Source organism: Pseudomonas sp. S2_B07 (assembly GCF_054668435.1).
Genome location: NZ_CP162769.1, coordinates 5976813 through 5998165, shown reverse-complemented (window position 1 = coordinate 5998165; position 21353 = coordinate 5976813). Strand labels below are relative to the sequence as shown.

Sequence of the window (21353 nt, the reverse complement as noted above, 5' to 3'; positions counted from 1 at the left end):
TAAAGGAGTCACCATCATGAGTACTCTGGAAAACGTTCTGTACACAGCAAAAACCCACACCAGTGGCGGTCGTACAGGCAGTGGGAGGTCGAGCGACGGTGAGCTTGAAGTCAACTTCAGCTCCCCTGGTTCAGGCAAGCCGGGCACCAATCCTGAACAACTATTCGCCCTCGGTTATTCAGCCTGTTTCATTGGCGCAATACAGGTGGCTGCCGGCAAGCTGAAGGTCAAATTACCGGAAGACACCTCGGTAGAGGCTGAGGTGGATTTGGGTAAAACCAACGGAGGCGCCGATTTTCAGTTAGCCGTGAGGCTTAACGTCAGCGTGCCGGGACTAGATCAAGATGTGAAGCAGCAACTGGTTGATGCCGCGCATCAGATTTGCCCGTATTCACGAATGACGCGGGGGGATGTGGAGGTACAGGTCAAGCTGGTTTAAGTCAAAACTGCGCCTTGGCGATGTAGCTGCTGACTATGCAAACGGCTGGAAATGCAAAGCCCCGAAAAGTCATGGCTTTGCGTTTCGGCAGCAGGATTCGCTCTGGGCATCGGAGCAAAAACCCTGTCTCCTGATTTGGAGGTCTCCAATGAGTAACAGTACCGAAATAACATCCTTCACTGGCTGGGCCGCAACAGCGCCAGGCGCTCCACTAGAGAGCTATAGCTACGACCCCGGCCCATTGGGGGATGACGAGGTGGAAGTCTCAGTTGAATATTGTGGAGTGTGTCACTCCGACCAGTCGATGATCGATAATGAATGGGGCTTGAGCCAATACCCTTTTATCCCCGGTCATGAGGCGGTCGGCAGTATCGTACGGATGGGCTCGCAAGTACGCAGTCTCGAATTAGGGCAACGAGTGGGGATTGGTTGGTACAAGGGCAGTTGCATGCATTGTTCATCGTGTATGGGCGGCTCGCATCACCTGTGCGGCACAGTCAAACCTACCATCATCGGCAGCAACGGTGGCTTCGCCGATCGCCTGCGCTCTCACTGGGCTTGGGCAGTGCCGCTACCGAAAGAACTCGACCCGGCCATGGCCGGACCGTTGTTCTGCGCAGGGTCGACGGTGTTCAATCCGCTCTTGCAGTTCAACGTCAAACCTACTGATCGAGTGGGTGTTGTCGGCATCGGAGGGCTCGGTCATCTTGCTCTACGCTTCCTCAACGCTTGGGGGTGCGAAGTCACCGCTTTTACATCGACACTGGCCAAGCAAGACGAAGCCAAGCGATTGGGAGCACACAACGTAGTTGCCTCGACCGACAGTACTGCGCTGAATGCCATTGCCGGCACCCTGGATTTTCTGCTGATTAGCGCCAGTGCAGACCTCGACTGGCCGGCCATGCTTGGAACGCTGCGCGGCAAAGGTCGCCTGCACTTTGTCGGCATCGCGCCCAGCGCTATCCCTGTGCACGTCTTCAACCTGATTCCACAACAAAAAAGCTTGTCCGGCTCGCCAATTGGCTCGCCCGGTAACACGGCGACCATGTTGGAATTCTGTGCACGTCATCAGATCCTGCCGCAGGTAGAAATGTTTCCCATGAGCCAAGTCAACAACGCCATCGAACATCTACGCAGCGGCAAAGCTCGCTATCGCGTAGTGCTGGACGCAAGCAAGTAACAAATCGGCGCGTAGGGTAAAGCCCCACGCGCCGTCACTACCTGTGCTTCTACTTCCCCCGCTCCAGATCCAGATCGACCCGCAGCACCCACGGCCTGGTTTGCCCGGAACGGCCGCCCAGTATTACTTGAGTTTCGCCAGCATGGCCACGGCGACTGCCTTGGCCGATTGTGGGTTCTGGCCGGAAATAACTTCGCGGTCTTCGATCACGTTCTCGCTCCATGGCTTGGCTTCGGAGAAGTTAGCGCCGGCTGCCGTCAGGCCATCCTGCGGGAACAGTTTCATATGGCCGCCGCCGAGGAAGCCTTTGGCCTGCTCCTCTTCCGCGTCGGTGAAGGCGGTGACTTTGTAGCCCTTGTAAATCCAATTGGCTGGCGCTGCCGGCTGTTTGCCCGATTCCAGCGCGGAGACAAAACCGTGCGCGTCCGGGATCGCCGACAACATGGCTATGGTGCCATGGCAAGTGAAGCCGGTGATCTTGCCTTTTTCATGGAAGTGGGTCAGCAGCAGGCCCAGTTGTTTGTCCTTCAGCAGATCCTGCATCGGGATATGGCCGCCAGGCACGAACACAGCATCGAACTTGTCGTAGCCGATTTTCTGAACCTGCGCGAAGCTGATCGTCGGCGAGCCGCTCTTCGAGGTCAGCTTCAGCGTGTCCAGCAGCGCAAGACTTTCCTGACGGGACTTTTCATCGCCGCCCCAGAAGCTCACATCATTGGACTTCTGGTCCGCGGTTGGCGCCTTGCCGCTAGGGGTGGCAAATACGACGGTTTGACCCGCCGCGATGAAGGTCTGCACCGGTTGCATTAATTCGTTCAGGAAGAAACCTGTTTGCATGACCTTCCCGTCTTTCAGGTCCAGTTGATCCTGATCCGACAGTACAACCAATACCGTGCCGGCATTGGCATAGTTAGCGGCAGCGGCTAGCAGGGCGGCAATAATGATTTTTTTCACACGTTTCTCCAGTAGGAATGGTTTGACGGAGCCATCTTATTACTAGAGCAGACGGCAATAGAGCCCCTGAATTGAATTTCACTTATTACATTGAGTAATCAATTGTTGGGGGCTTACTGTCGCCTACGTGCTTGGTCAGCCGCTAGAATTTTCTCGGTGCAAACTCCGGGAAATAGCTGACACAGGCCGTCCTCGAAAAACACTGAGCTACGAAACACCCGCTGAACGATTTAGCCAATCTGTTGCATCGACGGGGTTGAATCCACTGCAGTTAGCTGCCTTCCGCGCCTCGTGTTTAAAGACACTCGGTGTGCTTTCTGTGCCATACAGGGGCGTGTCGTGGACTGCATGTTCGAGTCGGAACAGGCCTCGGAATGGCAGCTGTTCATTGCCCACGGGCAAGGCGGCCAAGGGCCTGTGGCTGGTTTTGACATCATCAATAATCGCCTCAACAAGCCGGTTTATTCCGTGACTACCGCAATTGTTGAGCGTTTGATGAGTTGCGCACCCAACGATGATGAAGCGCGGATCCGTTCGATGGCACTTAATGGCCAACTGGCCGTCTTTCAAATGATGCGCCGTACTGCACTCACTTCATTGAACTGGGGCGAGGTTGATGCGCAGCGGCTTGAATTAATAAAGTGTGTGGTTATTAAGCACACCCGCGCTGTACTGCACGCCATTATCGCTGAGAGTTAATTCGACATAACCCAATGCGTCCAACCAGCGCACATTTCCGATGGCGACCACCGTTTTGCGAGCCTGAGGGTGTGTAACTGCTTCGCTGGTTGCGGTGTAAATGGATCCCCCTGAGCTGCCTTCCACGAAGGCAGCTCAGGGCCGATAGCTATCCGTCGTTACAATCAACAATCGACCAGAAGCACTCTGGCCCTGGGTTGGCCGCCCTAAGCGAGCAACTGGATATGCCTCCGAAACGGGCTTGCGAAACAGGTAGCGGCTCCCCTTCACTACCACCGCATTTGGTAACCGAAAAAGGACGGACGACCGTCCTATCCCCCAACCACCCCATACAACCCCTCCCGCCGATCCCCATGCAAATCATTGCGCGCACTAATCCGCTTATTCCGCGCCTCCCCCAGATTCACCGTCGCCAACAAAATCCGCTCCCCACCCTGCTCCGCCGGCCCCGCCACCGGATACCCATCCGCATCCACAATCACCGACCCCTGCACCCAACCCACCCCACGCTCAAACCCATGCCGATCGCACGCCGCAATAAACATCCGATTCACCGAAGCATTCGCCTGCACCCGCACCACTTCCGCCGGACGCTCCGTCAGCGGCCGAGGCCCATCCGGCCAGTTAACCGGCGCACACAGTAAATCCGCCCCCGCCAGTGCCGGCAGCCGCACCCACTCCGGAAACTCCAGGTCGTAGCAAATCAACATCCCAATCCGCCCATGCACCGTTTCAACCACCGGCGGCGCAGCATCACCTGCGGTGAAAACTTCACTCTCCGCATCCCACAGGTGCGCCTTGCGATACACAGCGCGTAACCCTTGGGCATCGATCATCGCCGCGCTGTTGGCCAGTTCGTCACCGTCCAGTCGCTCGCAAAATCCGCCGACCACGACAATGTCCAACTCGCGGGCGAGTGCCGCCCACAGGCTCAAGGTCGGTCCATCGACCGTTTCCGACAACGACAACGCTTCACGGCGGTCATTGAACACATACCCGCTCTGCACCAACTCAGGCAGCACCACAACCTGCGCCCCTTGATGCGCCGCCGAACGAATCGCCCGTTCGGTCAGCGTCCGGTTGAACGCCAGGTCGCCAATCTTCGGCGCCACTTGGCAGCAGGCGACCACGGTGTTTTTTGCAGTGTTCAACGCACCGCCTCCATCGCAGGTTGAGTCATGGCGAGGATGTCGCTCTCGGTAATGGCATCGATCACCCGGCGTTCGGACGCGAGGTCCAGCGAGCGGCTGAGGATGAAGTACGTCAGGCCCGACACCACCAATCCCACCAGCCAGGCGATGTCCACGCCTTCGAGCATCCGCGCCAGCGGGCCGACGAAGACTTCTTTGTTGGCGGCGGCATCGAAGATGTAGAAGAACGGCACCATCGCGGCGAAGCCGATCAGGTAGGAGACGATGCCACGGAATTGCCAGGCGCCGTAGATGCCGTTCGGGGTGAAGAAGTGCGGGATGGCATAGCGGCCTTTGCGAACGAAGAAGTAGTCGACCAGGTTGACGGCGGTCCAGGGCACGAGAAAGTACAGGAGCAACACGAGGAAGGTGTTCAGCAGCGCGATGCCGTCGCCTTTGATCGACAGCACGCAGGTCAGCAGGATCACGCTGATTGCGGTGATGGACAGGATGCGGGCGCGGGGTGTCGGGGTGATTTTCTTGATCGAGTCAGCGCCGGTCAGCAGCGTCAGCATGGCGCTGTAGGTGTTGAGCGCGATGATCGGCAGGAAGCCCGCCACCGAGACGATCACCAGCACGTTGCCCAGCCCCGGAATCATCGAAGAGCCAACCTGGTTCAATGCGACCAGTGCATCCACCGCTTTCAACTGCTGCGCCAGCCACGCGCCGAGGCCGATCATCCAGCTGCCGGATAGCGAGGCGCCGATGAACACGGCGGCGATCAGTTTGGGGCGGCTGGTGTTTTTCGGCAGGTAACGGGAATAGTCGGAGACATAGGGCGCATAGGAAATGTTGTAGCTGGCGCCGATGGCGAACAGTGTGGCGAACGCGACCCAGTTGAAGCCGAGGTCAGTTGCCGGGGTGACGCCTTCCTGGCCGGCGCCGAACATCAGGGCGATAGTGACCAGTGCGTACAGCGGCAAGGTGGCGAGCAACGCCCACTTGAAGGCTTTGTGCATCAGGTCGTGGCCGTAGATCGACAGCAGCGCGCCGATCAGCACCACCGCCACGGCGACGATGGTCGGGTCGATGCCGAACACGTGTTCGAGGCCGTTCATGATCAGCGAGATGTTCACCACGTTGAAGCCGACGAACACAAACATCGTCGCCATCAGGGCCAGGATTACGCCGCGATAACCGAACTGGGCGCGGGACTGGATCATTTGCGGCAAGCCCATTTCCGGACCTTGCGAGCCGTGGAAGGCCATGAAGATGGTGCCGAACATGATGCCCAGCGCGCCGGCGAGCATGGTCCACAGCGCTGACAAGCCGAGGCTTGGGCCGACGAAACCGATGGAGATGGTGAAGAAGTGGAAGTTGCCCAGGAACCAGAAAGGTCCTTGGCTGCTGAGTTTGGCGTGACGTTCGTTTTGCGGAATGTAGTCGATCGAGTGGCCTTCGATGGCCAACCCGCCGCTCGCTTCGAGGGCGTGCGCAGTTTGTGGGGACCCTGACATACGAATGTTCCTATGCTGGTGATTGTTGTTTTTATGGGCAAAGCGCCGGTTTCATTGCAATGTAGGGCGTCGGTCAGGGCGGTAAAATATCGCAGGCGCACTGTTTACATAGATCGGCGTCTATGTGGTGAACATCGGAGGCAACACATGCTGGGCACTGTATCGGAACTGGATCTGCGTTTGATCCGGGTCTTTCTGACCGTCGTCGAGGCCGGTGGAATCTCGGCCGCGCAGACGGCACTCAACACCACGCAACCGACCATCAGCGCGCAATTGGCGACGCTGGAAGCGCGGGTCGGGTTTCGTCTGTGCGAGCGTGGGCGCGGCGGATTTTCGGTGACGCCCAAGGGTGGCCAGTTTGTCGAAGCGGCCCGTCGGTTATTGGCGGCGGCCGAGGGCTTTCGGGTTGAGGTGCAGCACATCAATCGCAAGGTGTCGGGCATCATCAACATTGGCTTGCTCGGTCAAATCGATCCGTCCGCCAACAAGAACATCGCCCTGGCAATTGCCCGTTTGCGCTCGCGCCATGAGGGGCTGTATTTCCACTTCACCGAGCTGTCGTCGTCGCTGCTGGAAGAGAAAATCATCAACGGCCATATCGATCTGGCCATCGGTTATTTCTGGCATCGCTTGCCCAACATCGATTATTTCCCGCTGTTCCAGGAAACCCAGATCGCCTACTGCGCGCCAGCGCATCCGCTGTTCGATCACGTCGGTGATCTGAGCCGCGAAGACGTACGCGATTACGACTGGGTCTGGCCCAGCCACCCCTTGCCGGAAATGCCCGCGCCCACGTCCATCGAACGTTTGACGGTGCTCACCGACAGCATGGACGGTGCGGCGCTGCTGATTCTGTCGGGCCAGCACTTGGGTTTTCTGCCCCAGCATTACGCGGCCAAACATGAAGAGTTGGGGCAGTTGCATCCGCTCAACCCTGAGCTGCTGCGTTATGAGGTGGGTTTCCATGCGGCGGTGCGACATTCGGCGCGGCAACGGGAGGTGGTGAGTGCCTTTCTGGCGGAGTTGATCGGGATTTTTGCAGACGGGTAATCAAGGGACGAACATAGATCCGCCCCTTTTCAGGCCAGGCTCTCACCGCTCTTCAAGCACACCGAAGCGCAGGTTGTTGGCCACGTAATCCGGATGGAAGACATCCTGATCGAGCTGGAACAGCGCTTTATACTGCGGCAGGCGCTCGTTCTGGTTGAAGGGTTCCTCGGGGCTCACGCCTGTTAGCTCGGCGAGAAGATCGCCAATCAGTTGTTCTACGCTCATTTTATTATTCTCTCTGCGACTGAAGGTCTGTGCGGTCAAGCAGCCGAACGGCGGGGCTTGTAGCGCCGTTCGTGAGAAGAATTTAATACACCGAAGCGTCATTAATTTTTCAATTGGCGACAGCGCTTTCTCATTTCATGACAATTTGTTTCCGTTGATCCGGCAGTTCCACATCAGTCATCAACAGCCGACGGCGACGTCATCGCTGGCCTCCACGCTATATATTTTTGTATATTGCGTAGCTCAAATCGCCTAGACCCTCTCCATGAGCCGCATTCGCCAGCATAATCAGCACCTCATCCTGGCCGCCGCCAGCGAAGAGTTCGCCGCCAAAGGTTTCGATGCCACCCAGACCCGGGACATCGCTGCGCGTGCGGGGATGCCGAAGGCGAATCTGTATTACTACTTTCAGAGCAAGGAAAACCTCTACTCGCGCGTGCTGCTCGGGTTTGTCGAGCCGCTGCTGCACGCCTCGGCCGCGCTGCGCGAAAGCGATGACCCGGTGGCGGGATTGCAGGCCTACATTGCCGCGCGAATTCGTATCGCCCGCGAGCATCCGCACATTGCCAAGGTGTTCAGTAGTGAGTTGCTGCTGGGGGCGCGGCAATTGCCCGAGGAGTGCCGGGACCTGCTGTATGCCGAGGCGCAACGCAATGTGGAGTGTCTGCGAAGCTGGATTGATCGGGGCCTGTTGGCGCCGGTGGACCCGGAACATTTGATGCTGTTCATCTGGTCGGCGACCCGGAGCTACACCAATCTGGGTTGGCAAATGGCGCACATCACCGGGCAGCAAACGCCGCAGGATGAGGATTACGCAAGGGCGGCGGCGACCATTACCCGGCTGGTGTTGGGCGGTGTGGTGCCGGAGGTCGGGCAGTCGCCGAGGGCGTTGATGTTTGCGACGTGAGCAGCCTGAAGCGTCCGGGCCTCAGGGCTGTCAGTAGATTCAGATGCGGATTTCAGCCGCAGGCTTGACGTCGATGCGCGCCACCGAACCGGTCAGGTGCGCCAGGTCCTTGTTGTACTCGGCGATGATGTCTTCGGCAGTCAGGTTACCGTTGTCGAAGGTGGAGTGCGCGTCCGCTGCCAGCTCCACGTCGTAGCCCAGTTTCAGTGCCTGACGCACGGTCGCGTTGATGCAGTAGTCGGTTTGCAAACCGCAGATGATCAGGCGCTCGAACTCCTCTCTCGGCAGCAGCTTTCCCAGGTGAGTCTGGTAGAAGGAGTCCGGGGTTGTCTTGCGTACGAACTTATCCTCGGGGTCAGTCACAAGTCCTTCGGCCAGTTGCCAGCCGGCCGCGTCATGCACGAGCGGCCCGCTCTCGTCTTCGTGCTGGATGAACACGACCGGCACCCCGGCGATCCGGGCCCGAATGCTCAAGTGGTTGATGTTCTCGATAACGCGATTGATCTCAAAGCACTCGTACTCGCCAGAGCACAGCGCCTTCTGGACGTCGATGATTAACAGTGCAGTGGCCATGATTCATTCCTTGAACAATCAATGGATCAGGGGACGAAAATAGATCCGTCCCCTTTCAAACACAACCGCTAGTAGCCGAGTGACAACCCGGTGTTGCGACGTGGGTCGTTAGCGCCGTAGAAGCGGTTTTTGCCGACCGGTTTACCTTCCAGCGAAGGTGCGCCGACGAGGATCGCCGCGACGTGGTTGGCATCCTGTGGCCCGGCAAACTTATGCCCCCAGCTTTCGAGGATCTTCACCGTGTCCGGGCTGGTGGTGAAGGTCTCGAGGTTGGTCTCTTCCGGCAGCCATTGCTGGTGGAAACGCGGGGCGTCCACCGCTTCCTGGATGTTCATGCCGTAGTCGATCACGTTGAGCATGGTCAGCAAGGTGGCGGTGATGATGCGGCTGCCGCCGGGGGTGCCGACGACCATCACAACCTTGCCGTCCTTGGTGACGATGGTCGGGCTCATGGACGACAGCGGCGCCTTGCCGGGGGCGATGGCGTTGGCCTCCCCTTGCACCAGGCCGTACATGTTCGGCACGCCGATTTTCGAGGTGAAGTCGTCCATTTCGTCGTTGAGGATGACCCCGGTTTTGCTGGCCATGACGCCGGCACCGAACCAGTCGTTGAGGGTGTACGTCATCGACACCGCGTTGCCCCATTTGTCGACGATGGAGAAGTGCGTGGTGTTGCTGCCCTCATGCGGCGCTACGCCGGGTTTGATCTCGCGGGACACGCCGGCCTTCTGCGGCTGGATCGCGGCACGCAGTTTGGTGGCGTAGTTTTTGTCCAGCAAATGCGCGATTGGATTTTTCACGAAATCCGGGTCGCCGAGGTAGCTGTTGCGGTCCACATACGCATGGCGCATCGCTTCGATCTGATAGTGCATACCTTGGGCCGAGTGGTAGCCCAGGTCTTTCATCGGGTAACCGTCGAGGATGTTCAGGATCTCGCAAATCACTACCCCGCCGGAGCTTGGTGGCGGTGCCGAGACCACGTGGTAGCCACGGTAATCGCACTCGATAGGCGCCAGTTCGCGGGTTTTATATTTGTCGAGGTCGGCCTGGGTGATGATGCCTTTGTTGGCCTGACTGGAGGTGACGATGGCGTCGGCGACCCAGCCTTTATAGAAACCGTCGGCGCCCTTCTCGGAAATTTCCCGCAGGGTTTTGGCCAGGTCCTTCTGCACCAGTTTTTGCCCGACTTGCATCGGCTCGCCGTTGCTCAGGAAGATCGAGCCGGAGTCCTTCATGTCTTTCTTGAACACGTCGGTGGCGTAGTCAAGTAAATCGACATCGCCCTGCTCCAGGGCAAACCCGTCTTCGGCCAGTTTGATCGCCGGGGCGATCACTTCCTTGCGCGGCTTGGTGCCGTACTTGCTCAGGGCCAGTTCCATACCGGACACCGTGCCCGGCACACCGACAGCCAGGTGGCCACGGGTACTGAGGTCGGGGACGACATTGCCTTCTTTGTCGAGGTACATGTTAGCGGTGGCGGCCAGCGGGGCTTTTTCACGGAAATCGAGGAAGGTCTTGCGCCCGTCCGCCAGCTGAATGGTCATGAAACCGCCGCCACCGAGGTTGCCCGCTGCGGGATACACCACCGCCAGCGCATACGCCACCGCGACGCCGGCATCCACGGCATTGCCGCCGTTCTTGAGCACATCAACGCCCACCTGGGAGGCCAGATGCTGGGCCGTGACCACCATGCCGTTTTCGGCCGCGACGGGGGCCACAGAGGCGGCGTGGGCAGTCAGGCAGCTAAGCGCCAATGAGGTCGCGATGAGCGATTTGGCAAAAGGTTCGTACTTCATGAGTCGGTCTCTTTTTGTTTTTAGGGTCTGAAAAAAGCAGAGAAAACGTTTCAAGAGCAGAAGGCAGTATGGCTCGGATTACACATTGCGCCTCCCCGTCGAGGCAGTATGCTGAGGCTCTGTTCAGCCCTTCTGCGGAGTCCGCCAGCATGACTTACACCTTCACCACCCTGGCGTCTCCGGTCGGCGAACTGAAGCTGGTGGCGAAAGAGGCAAGACTGGCGGCCATCCTCTGGGAAAACGACAAGCCGAACCGGGTGCGGCTGGGCCCGATGCACGAAGCGCCGGACAACCCGATCCTGGTGCGCGCCGTTCAGCAGTTGCAGGAATACTTTGCCGGCACCCGAAACTCGTTCGATCTGGAACTGGATTTTGCCGGCACGGATTTTCAGAAGAAGGTGTGGCAAGCCCTGCTGACCATCCCATTCGGCGAGACGCGCAGCTACAGCCAGATCGCCGAGCAAATCGGCAACCCGAGCGCGGTTCGGGCGGTGGGCGCGGCGAATGGCAAAAACCCGATCTCGATTGTTGCACCCTGCCATCGGGTGATCGGCGCCTCGGGCAAGCTCACCGGATTTGCCGGTGGGCTGGAGGCGAAAGAGCGGTTGCTGACGCTTGAAGGGTGCGAGTGGTCAGGCGCCAGCAGAACGGGCGACCTGTTCTGACTGACCGGAACACCTGTAGCAGCTGCCGAGCCTGCGAGGCTGCGTTCGGCGGCGAAGCCGTCGTAATCCGAGCGCACTCGATCTAGCTGATGCACCGCGCTTCCCACATCCACGGCTGCGGCCCGCATCAGACACAGCCTCGCAGAGCTCGTCAGCGGCTACAGGGAAAGCGTCGCTCAGGTGAAAATGTTCTTCATCGCCGCGTATTGCAGCAGCATGATGGTCTTGGCGTCGCAGATTTCCCCGCGATAAAACGCTTCAAGCGCCTCGTCGAAGGCCCACTCCAGCACCTCCAGCTCTTCGGTCTCTTCCTCCAGCCCACCGCCCTCGCTGACTTTCGACGTGGCGTCGTACTCGGCAATAAAGAAGTGCAGCTTTTCAGTGACCGAGCCGGGGCTCATGTACGACTCGAAGATCTTTTGTACGTGGTGCACGCGGTAACCGGTTTCTTCCTCGGCTTCGGCGCGGATGCGTTCTTCCGGCGCAGCACCTTCGAGCAACCCGGCGGCCACTTCAATCAGCAAGCCGTCATGGCCGTTGACGAACACCGGCAAGCGGAACTGGCGCGTCAGCACGACAGTACGCTTCTCGCGGTTGAACAACAGAATCGCCGCGCCGTTGCCCCGGTCGTAGACCTCGCGGGTCTGACGTTGCCAGTCGCCGCTGTTGCGCTGATAGTCGAAGGTAATTTTTTTCAGCAGGTACCAGTCGTGGGACAACACCTGGGATTCGATAATGTTGACCCGTTCGGCTGTGTTCGCCATGGCACCGCATCCTTTTTCGTGAGAAGCGCCCATGGTAGGCGAAAACGCAAAAGCCCTGCATCTCCCTGACACCTAATACGGGACCTTGTAGCAGCCGGACGCAGGCTTCACCAGCTGCTACAGGGTTGGGGGGTTCTCAGGTTCAGGACAGCTGCGCTTTGTATTCTTTTTCGTACTGGCCGGCGAGGGTTTCTTTCTGTTTGTCATCGAGCAGTTTGCCGGCCATCTGGAAGAACTTCTGCTCTTCCTCTTTCAGGTGGTGATGAACCTTCTCGGCCAGCTTCTTCGCGGTCGCCAGCCAGGCAGGGCTGGACATCTCGGTCGCGTCCAGTTCCTCCATCATTTCGTCCATTTCGTGGTGTTCGGCGATGGCGTGGCGGCTCAGGTCGACGCCGTTGTCGAACTCCATCAGCGGAATATAGAAATGCCGCTCCTCGGCGGTTTCGTGGGCCTGGAGTTCGGACTTGAGTTGTTTGTAAGCCTCGACCCGCTCAGGGGTGTCGCCACTGGTATTGATCAGCGCATCGGCATAACCGCGTTGGCGCTCGTGGCTTTCACGCAAGGCTTCGAAAATATTCACGGGGTGTCCTCATTGGCCGCGTTCTGAAGTGACGCTGTTTAGGCTAGACCTCCGCGCGACGGCGACGGTTCCACAATTACCGCGAGCACGCCAGGCTGGCGGATCATTGCCAAAAGGATGTCGCTCATGACCCTGCGAATCGAACAGTCGCAAAACCCCACGGACGCAGAACGTGAGGCGATCCTCATACCGCTGCGCGCCTACAACACCGCGCAGGCTGGCCCCGGCAATCCGCAACCGCTGGCGTTGCTGGTGCGCGACGACAACGGCGAGATTCTCGGCGGGTTGTATGGCCGGTTCTTTTACCAGTGGTTGTTTATCGAGTTGCTGTCGGTGCCTGAACAGGCTCGGGGACAGGGTTTGGGCTCGAAACTGATGCAGATGGCCGAAGACCTGGCGCAGGAAAAGGAATGCGTGGGGATCTGGCTGGACACCTTCGACTTTCAGGCGCCGGAGTTTTACAAACGGCTCGGTTACAGCGAGCTAGGCCAGATTGCCGACTACCCGCCGGGCCACAAACGCCACTTCTTCCAGAAACGCCTGATCAACTGATCAAAACACAAACCTCCTACAGGGGGTACTGCGTCAGCTCTGATTCAGAGACAAGTCGCCAACGCCGCCAAACGGCGCTTGGCAACAAAATCGTCATGCTGCGCGTAGTAACTGATCACGGTGCCGGACGCATCGGTGGTCACGTCGATAAAGGATTCCGCCGACCGCGTGTAAACCGTCGAACCGCCCTTTTTACCCGGCTGCAAATACGCGCCGGCGTCCACGCCGAACACCGCCTCGTCCTGCCAGGAAAACTGCACGCACTGGGCCACGACCATTTCCGGCTTGTTCGAGTTCAGGGTTTTGTACGGGGCCTTGGTGCGAGCATCGTCCATCACCGAGCCCGCGCATCCCGCCAGCAACGTTACGGCCAGCGCCACCATCAGAATTCGCATTACGTTCGCTCATCAATAAAAAGCGGACTGTATCACCGTGGCGCGGCGTTTCGTTCTGCTTTACTGCATTTATACCGCGACACCGCGTAACGATTCGCGCACCCTGTCGCGCCATAAACACCGCCTTTTTCTGGAACCCCCATGACACCCAACGCCGAATTCTACAAACCAACCCCTGAATACGCCGACAAGCTGATCAGCCAGATTGGCCAGACACCGTCCTGGATTGCCAAGCGCATTGGCGTCACCGACAAGCGCATCCGTTACATCCTCGACGGCGAACGCACCGTCAAAGGCGAGACCACGCCGATCAAGATGACCTACACCGAGCAGTTCGCCCTCGAATGCCTGGCCGCTGCGGCCAAGGCCAGCAAGAAACAATCTTCGTAACCCGTTATCAAGGAGAGACCATGGCGGCAACCGAACAGCAACACGAGCAGGCGCTGAAGAAGTTTCTCGATGAGCGCCCGCAACTGCGCCACGAACTCGACAACCTCAACCCGCTGCTGGCCCAGGCCAAGGGTGAGACCGCGGCGCAGTACCGCGACGAGCGATTGCACGAAGCCTTCGAAGCCGAGGCCGAGCGTCAGGGACTGTTCGCCTGGGAGCTGACGCTGCTGTTGACGGCCGCCACACCACAGGACTACGAAGCCCATCGCCGGGAAGTGCACAAGGAAGTCGCAGAGATGGCCGGCATGAATTGGCTGGACTATTGCGAGTTATACGGGATAGAACCGTAACCCCTGCACAAGGATGCCCGCTCCGATGCTGCCTTCCGCCTCCTCAACCCACGCCAGCCCCGGCCACCTGCACACGCAAAAGTGGCGCGGGCGCATCGGCATGACGCTGGTGGCCATGCTCTCGGTCCTCGCCGGCATGACCGATGCCATCGGCTTTATGGCCAGTGGCGATTTCGTCTCGTTCATGAGCGGCAACACCACGCGGCTCGCCGTGGCCATCAGCGACGGTGATCTGGGGCTGACCGGGCGTTTGCTACTGCTCGTGGCCACGTTCATCGTCGGCAACGCCTTGGGCATTGTCGTCAGCCGCCTCGGCAGACGACGGGCGCTGCCCTTGATGCTGACCGTCGCCGTGCTGCTCTGCGCGGCCGCTACCTGGCCCTACGACGAACAATTGCCCGCGCTGCTGGCGGCGATCATCGCCATGGGCATGCTCAATGCCGCCGTTGAGGAAGTGAACGGCCTGCCGGTCGGCCTGACCTATGTCACCGGCGCCCTGTCGCGCTTCGGACGCGGATTGGGGCGCTGGATGCTCGGCGAACGGCGCAATGGCTGGCGCGTGCAATTGATCCCCTGGACCGGGATGTTCGTCGGGGCTGTTCTTGGGGCGGTGCTGGAACAGCATCTGGGGCTTCAGGCCTTGTTCGCCAGCGGATTGCTGGCGGGGGTGCTGGGGGTGGTGTCGTTGAAAGTTCCGCGGCGGTGGCAGTTGGGGTATATGCCGCGCTGAGTTTTGTATGACCGTGCGGGCCTCATCGCGAGCAAGCTCGCTCCCACAGATTACGTGGTGAAGCTGCAATCTCGAACATTACACAAACCCCTGTGGGAGCGAGCTTGCTCGCGATGAGGCCCGCCCAGACAACATCGATTTAGCCCCCTCAGCGATAAAGCTTTATCATGGCCGCAGTTTCGCTGATCGAGTCCGTCATGAAGTTCGCCATCGCGCTGTTTTCCGCCGCCCATGCGCCCTCCTCGCGCCGCGCCCTGTTGTTTGCCCAGGCTGCGCTGGCCGGTGGGCATGAGATTGTCCGGCTGTTTTTCTATCAGGACGGCGTTTATAACGCGTCCGGCAGCGTGGTCACCCCGCAAGACGAGCTGGACCTGCCCAAGCAATGGCGCGCGTTTGTCAACGAGCATCAACTGGACGGCGTGGTGTGTATCGCCGCCGCCCTGCGCCGTGGCGTGTTGAATGAGGAAGAAGCCGGGCGTTATCAGCGCGACGCGGTTGCCGTGGGCGCGCCGTGGGAATTGTCCGGCCTCGGCCAGTTGCACGACGCGGTGCAGGACGCTGACCGCTTGATCTGTTTCGGAGGCGCGTGAGATGCCTAAATCCTTGCTGATTATCAGCCGTCAGGCGCCATGGTCCGGGCCAAATGCGCGCGAAGCGCTGGACATCGTGTTGGCTGGCGGCGCCTTCGACCTGCCGATCGGCCTGCTGTTTCTCGATGACGGCGTGTTTCAGCTCGCCGCGAAACAGGACGCCAAGGCGCTGCAACAAAAAGACCTGAGCGCCAACCTGCAAGCCTTGCCGATGTTTGGTGTCGAGGAGTTGTTCGTCTGCGCTGCCAGTGCCGCAGAACGAGGGCTGGACCCATCCGGTTTCTCGCTGGAAGAAGCCCAGGCGCTGACCGCCCACGACATCACCGCCCTTATTGACCGTTACGACCAGGTGATCACCCTCTGATGTCGACTTTGCATGTGTTGTCTCATTCCCCGTTCGGCGACGATCGCCTGAGCAGTTGCCTGCGCGTGATCGGCGCCAACGATGCGCTGCTGCTGAGCGGTGACGCGGTGTATGCCCTGCAACCCGGCACCGCCCCGTTCAGCGCGCTGAAGACTCGCGGCCTGACACTGTTTGTACTGGCCGAAGACGTTCAAGCCCGGTCCATTGAGACGCCAGACTGGGCCAAGGCCATCGATTACCCGGCCTTCGTCGATCTGTCGATTCACTACGACAAGGTCAACAGTTGGCTATGAATTCCCTGACAGTCGGCGCTCGCGCCATCGAGTTGGACAAGGACGGTTTCCTGGTCGAACTGAGCGACTGGTCCGCTGACGTCGCCAGCGCCCTCGCTGCGGCCGAAGACATCGAGTTGAGCCCCGAGCATTGGGAAATCCTTGAACTGCTGCGCCGTTTCTACGACGAATTCCAGCTGTCGCCGGCCACCCGCCCGTTGATCAAGTACACCGCGTTGAAGCTCGGCCCGGAAAAAGGCAACAGCCTGCACCTGAACCGACTGTTCAAAGGCACCCCTGCCAAACTCGCCGCGAAGCTGGCGGGCCTGCCCAAACCGACGAATTGCTTATGACCGACTTCCCAGCGTTGACCCTCGAAACACCCGCCGAGCATCCGTTCGCCCAGTTCGTGCGAATCCTCGGCAAAGGCAAACGCGGCGCCCGCGACCTGACGCGTGAAGAAGCCCGCGAAGCCATGGGCATGGTGCTCGACGACAAGGTCGAAGACACCCAGCTCGGCGCGTTTCTGATGCTGCTGCGACACAAGGAAGAAAGCGCCGAGGAAATGGCCGGTTTCACCGAAGCCTTGCGCGAACGTTTGCAGGCGCCCGCCTTGAATGTTGATCTCGACTGGCCGACCTATGCCGGCAAGAAACGTCATCTGCCGTGGTACCTGCTCGCGGCCAAGTGCCTGGCGCAGAACGGCGTGCGTATTTTCATGCACGGCGCCGGCGCGCACACGGCCGGGCGGCTGTACAGCGAACAACTGCTGGAAGGACTCGGCATTGCGCTGTGCCGCAACTGGCAACAGGTGGGCGCGGCACTGGATAACGGTGGCCTGGCGTTCATGCCGCTGGTGGATTGGGCGCCGCAACTGCAACGCATGATCGACCTGCGCAACACCTTGGGCCTGCGCTCGCCGATCCATTCCCTGACACGCATCCTCAATCCGTTGGGCGCCCGTTGCGGCCTGCAAAGTATTTTCCACCCCGGCTATCAGGCGGTGCACCGCGATGCCAGCGGCTTGCTGGGCGACACAGCGATTGTGGTGAAGGGCGACGGCGGCGAGATCGAGATCAACCCGGACGCCGACAGTCACTTGTACGGCACCACCGGCGGTGAAAGCTGGGACGAAGAGTGGCCGCAACTGTCGGCCCAGCGTCACGTCAAACCCGCCGCCCTCGACCCTGAACATATGAAGGCCGTATGGCGCGGCGATGTGGTCGACAGCTACCCGCAAATGGCCCTGATTTCGACCATGGCCTTGGCGTTGCGCGGACTCGGTCAATCCCGTGATCAGGCGTTCGAAACGGCCCAGCAGTATTGGGATGCTCGAAACAGATCGATTTAACCGATCATAACTGCCCAACCTTTGCGCTATTTGTTCGAACTGATGGGCATAGACTCCTCTCCAACGATTTATCGGTTTGAGGAGTCTTGATCATGGGTTTATTAGTCGAAGGCCGCTGGCAAGACCAGTGGTACGAAAGCGGCAAGGACGGCGCGTTCCAGCGCGAACAGGCGCAACGCCGCAACTGGGTCACCACCGACGGCAAGCCGGGCCTGACCGGTGTCGGTGGCTTTGCCGCCGAGGCCCGCCGCTATCACCTCTACGTGTCCCTCGCCTGTCCGTGGGCTCACCGCACGCTGATCCTGCGCAAACTCAAAGGTCTCGAAAACCTGATCGACGTATCGGTGGTCAGTTGGCTGATGCTGGAAAACGGCTGGACCTTCGACCAGCGCCTGGGCTCTACCGGCGACAAACTCGATCATCTCGACTTCATGCACCAGCGTTACACCGCCGACACCGCCAACTACACTGGCCGCGTCACGGTGCCGGTGCTGTGGGACAAACAACAGAACCGCATCGCCAACAATGAATCGGCGGAGATCATCCGCATGTTCAACAGCGCATTCGATGACCTGACCGGCAATGACCTGGATTTCTACCCTGAGCCACTGCGCGGTGAAATCGATGCGTTGAATGAGCGGATTTACCCGGCGGTGAACAACGGCGTGTACCGCGCCGGGTTTGCGACCTCGCAGCACGCTTATGAAGAAGCGTTTGATGGTTTGTTTGAAGAACTGGATCGGCTGGAGCAGCTGTTAGGCGCCAATCGTTACCTGACCGGCGAATACCTGACCGAAGCGGATATTCGGCTGTTCACCACGCTGATTCGTTTTGACGCGGTGTACCACGGGCACTTCAAGTGCAACCTGCGGCGGATTGCCGATTATCCGAACCTGTCGAACTGGTTGCGTGAGATTTACCAGTGGCCGGGGATTGCCGAGACGGTGAGTTTTGAGCACATCAAGCATCACTACTACGGCAGCCACAAGACCATCAACCCGACCGGGATTGTGCCGAAAGGGCCGGCACAGGACTTTACCGTGGCGCATGATCGGGCGCGGTTGAGCGGAAAAGGGGTTTGGCGCAAGGCCTGAGGTTTTGTGCAGGATTTGAAGGCCCCATCGCGAGCAAGCTCGGTTCCTACAACGACACAAATCACTGTAGGAGCCGGGCTTGCCCGCGATGGAGGCGACTCGGTCTCTAGACTTGCGCCTGAGCCCCTTCGAACCACGCCAGTTTCTCGCGCAGTTGCACCACTTCCCCAACAATCACCAACGTCGGCGCATGCACTTCATGCTCCGCGACCAACCGTGGCAGGTCCGCCAACGTGCCGGTAAACACCCGCTGATTGACCGTAGTGCCCTGCTGAATCAACGCCGCCGGGGTATCCGCACCGCGACCGTGCTTGATCAACTGCTCGCAGATAACCGGCAAGCCCACCAGGCCCATGTAGAACACCAGCGTCTGCGCCGGCGCGACGAGGTCGGCCCACGGCAGATCGGTGGAACCGTCCTTCAAATGCCCGGTGACAAACCGTACGGACTGGGCGTAATCGCGATGGGTCAGCGGAATCCCGGCGTACGCCGCGCAACCGCTGGCCGCCGTGATACCCGGCACCACCTGGAACGGGATGCCATGGGCCGCCAGCTCTTCGATCTCTTCACCGCCGCGACCGAAGATAAACGGATCACCGCCCTTCAACCGCACCACGCGCTTGCCAGCCTTGGCCAGATCGACCAGTTGCTGGTTGATCTGATCCTGCGGCACGGCGTGATCGGCGCGGCGCTTGCCGACGTAAACGCGCTCGGCATCACGACGGCACAATTCCAGAATCGCCGGGGCCACCAAGCGGTCATACAACACCACGTCAGCTTGCTGCATCAGCCGCAAGGCACGGAATGTCAGCAGGTCGGGATCACCCGGCCCTGCCCCGACCAGGTACACCTCGCCGGTCGTAACATCCGCTTCGCCGTCGATTTTCGCCTGCAACAGACGTTCGGCTTCGGCGCCCTGCCCGGCCAGTTGCCGGTCAGCAATCGGGCCTTGGAAGACGTCTTCCCAGAACCCGCGACGCTGCTGCACATCCGGAAACAGACCTTTGACCTGATGGCGGAAACGCGCCGCCAAACCGGCCAGTTGACCGTAGGTAGAAGGAATCCAGGTTTCAATCTTGGCGCGAATCAACCGGGCCAGCACCGGCGCATCGCCGCCGCTGGACACCGCAATAATCAGCGGGGAACGATCGACAATCGCCGGAAAGATCACGCTGCACAGGGCCGGTGCGTCAACGACGTTGACCGGCACACACCGCCGATGGGCATCGGCGGACACTTGCGCGTTCAATGGCTCGTCGTCGGTGGCGGCAATGATCAGCCCGCAACCGTCCAGATCCGTTTCGACATAACCCCGTAACAGGCACTCGCCGCCGCTGCCGGCCACCAGTTCGCGCAGTTGCGGTTCGATTTCAGGTGCAACCACCCGCAGCAGCGCACCGGCATCGGCCAGCAGGCGGGATTTGCGCAAGGCAATCTCCCCCCCACCGACAACCAACACACGACTGCCGCGCAGGTTGTGAAACAGCGGCAGATAGTTCATTTAGCCGATGACCTCAAGGCCACCCATGTACGGCTTCAGCACGTCAGGCACGCGGATCGAACCGTCGGCCTGCTGATAGTTCTCCAGCACCGCCACCAGGGTACGACCGACCGCCAGGCCGGAACCGTTCAGGGTGTGAACCAGTTCAGGCTTGCCGGTTTCCGGGTTGCGGAAACGCGCTTGCATGCGACGGGCCTGGAAATCGCCGCAGTTGGAGCACGACGAAATCTCGCGGTACTTGTCCTGGCTCGGAATCCACACTTCCAGGTCGTACGTCTTGACCGCGCTGAAGCCCATGTCGCCGGTGCACAGCGCCAGGGTGCGGTAAGGCAGCTCCAGCAGTTGCAGGACTTTCTCGGCGTTGGCGGTCAGGCTTTCCAGCGCTTCCATCGAGGTCGACGGCTCAACGATCTGGACCATTTCAACTTTGTCGAACTGGTGCTGACGGATCATGCCGCGGGTGTCACGACCCGACGCACCGGCTTCGCTGCGGAAGCACGGGGTGTGGGCCACGAACTTGATCGGCAGCAGTTTCGAATCAACGATTTCGCCAGCGACGATGTTGGTCAGCGACACTTCGGCAGTCGGGATCAGGTACAGATCGGCTTCGCCTTCGCGGGCGATCTTGAACAGGTCTTCTTCGAACTTCGGCAGTTGACCGGTGCCTTGCAGCGCCGGCGCCTGGACCAGATAAGGCGTGTAGGCCTCTTCGTAGCCGTGCTCGGTAACGTGCAGGTTGATCATGAATTGCGCCAGCGCACGGTGCAGACGGGCAATCGGGCCGCGCAGCAGGGCGAAACGCGCGCCGGACAGCTTGGCGGCGGTTTCGAAGTCCAGCCAGCCGAATTTCTCGCCCAGGGCCACGTGGTCCTGAACCGGGAAATCGAACGCGGTCGGGGTGCCCCAGCGACGGACTTCGACATTGCCGTCTTCGTCTTCGCCAATCGGCACCGATTCGTGCGGCAGGTTGGGGATGCCCAGCAGGATCGAATCCAGATCGGTCTGGATCGCGTCCAGCTCGACTTTACCGGCGCTCAATTCGCTGGCCATGCGCTCGACGTCAGCCATCAGTGGCGCGATGTCTTCGCCGCGCTGCTTGGCCTGACCGATGGATTTGGAACGGGCATTACGCTCAGCCTGCAGTGCTTCGGTGCGGGTCTGGACGGTCTTGCGCTGTTCTTCCAGCGCTTCGATGCGCGCAACATCCAGCGTGTAGCCACGGGATGCCAGGCGGTCCGCTACGTCCTGAAGGTTGCTACGTAACAGTTTGGAATCGAGCATGTCG

General features: G+C 59.9%; 27 protein-coding genes. 16 read left to right on the top strand and 11 right to left on the bottom strand.

All coding sequences use genetic code 11. The features are described 5' to 3' along the window. Window positions 1-16: 16 nt before the first annotated feature. Both AB4N43_RS27565 and ahr read left to right on the top strand, forming a co-directional pair. Window positions 17-439, top strand: a complete 423-nt coding sequence (locus tag AB4N43_RS27565; RefSeq protein WP_081743994.1) for an organic hydroperoxide resistance protein — start codon at window positions 17-19, stop codon at window positions 437-439. A 148-nt stretch (window positions 440-587) separates the two neighbouring features. After that, on the top strand, window positions 588-1619 hold the full coding sequence (ahr, locus tag AB4N43_RS27560) for an NADPH-dependent aldehyde reductase Ahr (RefSeq protein ID WP_027925160.1): 1032 nt from the start codon (window positions 588-590) through the stop codon (window positions 1617-1619). A 123-nt stretch (window positions 1620-1742) separates the two neighbouring features. Here ahr and AB4N43_RS27555 read toward each other — a convergent pair whose 3' ends face one another. Then, entirely contained in the window at window positions 1743-2573 is an 831-nt protein-coding gene (locus AB4N43_RS27555; protein ID WP_059182603.1) for a type 1 glutamine amidotransferase domain-containing protein, read from the bottom strand. Between the two features lie 348 nt (window positions 2574-2921). Here AB4N43_RS27555 and AB4N43_RS27550 point away from each other — a divergent pair, with 348 nt between their 5' ends. Next, entirely contained in the window at window positions 2922-3272 is a 351-nt protein-coding gene (locus tag AB4N43_RS27550) for a CerR family C-terminal domain-containing protein (protein ID WP_155953741.1), read from the top strand. Between the two features lie 311 nt (window positions 3273-3583). On the opposite strand, the gene AB4N43_RS27545 is transcribed toward AB4N43_RS27550, so the two are convergent. Both AB4N43_RS27545 and AB4N43_RS27540 read right to left on the bottom strand, forming a co-directional pair. Next, window positions 3584-4423, bottom strand: a complete 840-nt coding sequence (locus AB4N43_RS27545; protein WP_460152332.1) for a nitrilase family protein — start codon at window positions 4421-4423, stop codon at window positions 3584-3586. Then, window positions 4420-5919 carry a purine-cytosine permease family protein gene (locus tag AB4N43_RS27540; protein ID WP_460152330.1) on the bottom strand — a complete coding sequence of 500 codons (1500 nt, stop codon included), beginning with the start codon at window positions 5917-5919 and terminating at the stop codon, window positions 4420-4422. The genes AB4N43_RS27545 and AB4N43_RS27540 overlap by 4 nt, the downstream gene beginning before the upstream one ends. A gap of 147 nt (window positions 5920-6066) precedes the next feature. Here AB4N43_RS27540 and AB4N43_RS27535 point away from each other — a divergent pair, with 147 nt between their 5' ends. Beyond that, window positions 6067-6969: a LysR family transcriptional regulator gene (locus AB4N43_RS27535; protein ID WP_027925155.1), complete on the top strand. Its 903-nt coding sequence runs from the start codon at window positions 6067-6069 to the stop codon at window positions 6967-6969. Between the two features lie 42 nt (window positions 6970-7011). On the opposite strand, the gene AB4N43_RS27530 is transcribed toward AB4N43_RS27535, so the two are convergent. Further along, entirely contained in the window at window positions 7012-7194 is a 183-nt protein-coding gene (locus AB4N43_RS27530; protein WP_460152328.1) for a hypothetical protein, read from the bottom strand. A 265-nt stretch (window positions 7195-7459) separates the two neighbouring features. Here AB4N43_RS27530 and AB4N43_RS27525 point away from each other — a divergent pair, with 265 nt between their 5' ends. Continuing rightward, the gene (locus AB4N43_RS27525) at window positions 7460-8101 is read left to right on the top strand and encodes a TetR/AcrR family transcriptional regulator (protein WP_059182596.1); all 642 of its coding nucleotides are present in this window, start codon (window positions 7460-7462) and stop codon (window positions 8099-8101) included. A gap of 39 nt (window positions 8102-8140) precedes the next feature. Here the strand turns inward: AB4N43_RS27525 and AB4N43_RS27520 are convergent, their stop codons facing one another. Continuing rightward, on the bottom strand, window positions 8141-8674 hold the full coding sequence (locus tag AB4N43_RS27520; protein ID WP_027925152.1) for a cysteine hydrolase family protein: 534 nt from the start codon (window positions 8672-8674) through the stop codon (window positions 8141-8143). Window positions 8675-8742: 68 nt separating this feature from the next. After that, entirely contained in the window at window positions 8743-10470 is a 1728-nt protein-coding gene (gene ggt / locus AB4N43_RS27515; RefSeq protein ID WP_027925151.1) for a gamma-glutamyltransferase, read from the bottom strand. 149 nt (window positions 10471-10619) lie between these two features. Between ggt and AB4N43_RS27510 the strand changes: the two genes are divergently transcribed. Further along, window positions 10620-11135 carry a methylated-DNA--[protein]-cysteine S-methyltransferase gene (locus tag AB4N43_RS27510; RefSeq protein WP_059182595.1) on the top strand — a complete coding sequence of 172 codons (516 nt, stop codon included), beginning with the start codon at window positions 10620-10622 and terminating at the stop codon, window positions 11133-11135. 176 nt (window positions 11136-11311) lie between these two features. On the opposite strand, the gene AB4N43_RS27505 is transcribed toward AB4N43_RS27510, so the two are convergent. Next, window positions 11312-11899, bottom strand: coding sequence for an NUDIX domain-containing protein (locus AB4N43_RS27505; protein WP_027925149.1), 588 nt, complete (start codon window positions 11897-11899; stop codon window positions 11312-11314). A gap of 142 nt (window positions 11900-12041) precedes the next feature. After that, window positions 12042-12479, bottom strand: coding sequence for a hemerythrin domain-containing protein (locus AB4N43_RS27500; protein ID WP_027925148.1), 438 nt, complete (start codon window positions 12477-12479; stop codon window positions 12042-12044). Window positions 12480-12605: 126 nt separating this feature from the next. On the opposite strand from AB4N43_RS27500, the gene AB4N43_RS27495 reads away from it, so the two are divergent. Then, window positions 12606-13031, top strand: a complete 426-nt coding sequence (locus AB4N43_RS27495) for a GNAT family N-acetyltransferase (protein ID WP_027925147.1) — start codon at window positions 12606-12608, stop codon at window positions 13029-13031. A gap of 44 nt (window positions 13032-13075) precedes the next feature. Here the strand turns inward: AB4N43_RS27495 and AB4N43_RS27490 are convergent, their stop codons facing one another. Next, window positions 13076-13426, bottom strand: coding sequence for a hypothetical protein (locus AB4N43_RS27490; RefSeq protein WP_027925146.1), 351 nt, complete (start codon window positions 13424-13426; stop codon window positions 13076-13078). A gap of 141 nt (window positions 13427-13567) precedes the next feature. Between AB4N43_RS27490 and AB4N43_RS27485 the strand changes: the two genes are divergently transcribed. From AB4N43_RS27485 to AB4N43_RS27445, 9 genes are all read left to right on the top strand, one after another. Continuing rightward, the gene (locus AB4N43_RS27485) at window positions 13568-13816 is read left to right on the top strand and encodes a hypothetical protein (RefSeq protein ID WP_027925145.1); all 249 of its coding nucleotides are present in this window, start codon (window positions 13568-13570) and stop codon (window positions 13814-13816) included. 20 nt (window positions 13817-13836) lie between these two features. Further along, complete coding sequence (locus AB4N43_RS27480; protein WP_059182593.1) at window positions 13837-14166, top strand: DUF6388 family protein; 330 nt, start codon at window positions 13837-13839, stop codon at window positions 14164-14166. Window positions 14167-14191: 25 nt separating this feature from the next. Then, window positions 14192-14896, top strand: a complete 705-nt coding sequence (locus AB4N43_RS27475; protein ID WP_027925143.1) for a YoaK family protein — start codon at window positions 14192-14194, stop codon at window positions 14894-14896. A gap of 197 nt (window positions 14897-15093) precedes the next feature. Then, window positions 15094-15486 carry a sulfurtransferase complex subunit TusD gene (gene tusD, locus AB4N43_RS27470; protein ID WP_027925142.1) on the top strand — a complete coding sequence of 131 codons (393 nt, stop codon included), beginning with the start codon at window positions 15094-15096 and terminating at the stop codon, window positions 15484-15486. A 1-nt stretch (window position 15487) separates the two neighbouring features. After that, window positions 15488-15850, top strand: a complete 363-nt coding sequence (tusC, locus tag AB4N43_RS27465; protein ID WP_059182591.1) for a sulfurtransferase complex subunit TusC — start codon at window positions 15488-15490, stop codon at window positions 15848-15850. Beyond that, on the top strand, window positions 15850-16143 hold the full coding sequence (gene tusB, locus AB4N43_RS27460; protein WP_027925140.1) for a sulfurtransferase complex subunit TusB: 294 nt from the start codon (window positions 15850-15852) through the stop codon (window positions 16141-16143). Before tusC ends, tusB begins: the two co-directional genes overlap by 1 nt. Next, the gene (locus tag AB4N43_RS27455) at window positions 16140-16475 is read left to right on the top strand and encodes a TusE/DsrC/DsvC family sulfur relay protein (protein WP_027925139.1); all 336 of its coding nucleotides are present in this window, start codon (window positions 16140-16142) and stop codon (window positions 16473-16475) included. Before tusB ends, AB4N43_RS27455 begins: the two co-directional genes overlap by 4 nt. Beyond that, window positions 16472-17473: a glycosyl transferase family protein gene (locus AB4N43_RS27450; RefSeq protein WP_410922968.1), complete on the top strand. Its 1002-nt coding sequence runs from the start codon at window positions 16472-16474 to the stop codon at window positions 17471-17473. The genes AB4N43_RS27455 and AB4N43_RS27450 overlap by 4 nt, the downstream gene beginning before the upstream one ends. A gap of 92 nt (window positions 17474-17565) precedes the next feature. Next, window positions 17566-18567 carry a glutathione S-transferase family protein gene (locus tag AB4N43_RS27445; RefSeq protein ID WP_460152321.1) on the top strand — a complete coding sequence of 334 codons (1002 nt, stop codon included), beginning with the start codon at window positions 17566-17568 and terminating at the stop codon, window positions 18565-18567. Between the two features lie 106 nt (window positions 18568-18673). On the opposite strand, the gene cysG is transcribed toward AB4N43_RS27445, so the two are convergent. Both cysG and serS read right to left on the bottom strand, forming a co-directional pair. Next, window positions 18674-20068: a siroheme synthase CysG gene (cysG, locus tag AB4N43_RS27440; protein WP_027925136.1), complete on the bottom strand. Its 1395-nt coding sequence runs from the start codon at window positions 20066-20068 to the stop codon at window positions 18674-18676. Next, the gene (gene serS, locus AB4N43_RS27435; RefSeq protein WP_059182587.1) at window positions 20069-21349 is read right to left on the bottom strand and encodes a serine--tRNA ligase; all 1281 of its coding nucleotides are present in this window, start codon (window positions 21347-21349) and stop codon (window positions 20069-20071) included. Between the last annotated feature and the right edge of the window lie 4 nt (window positions 21350-21353).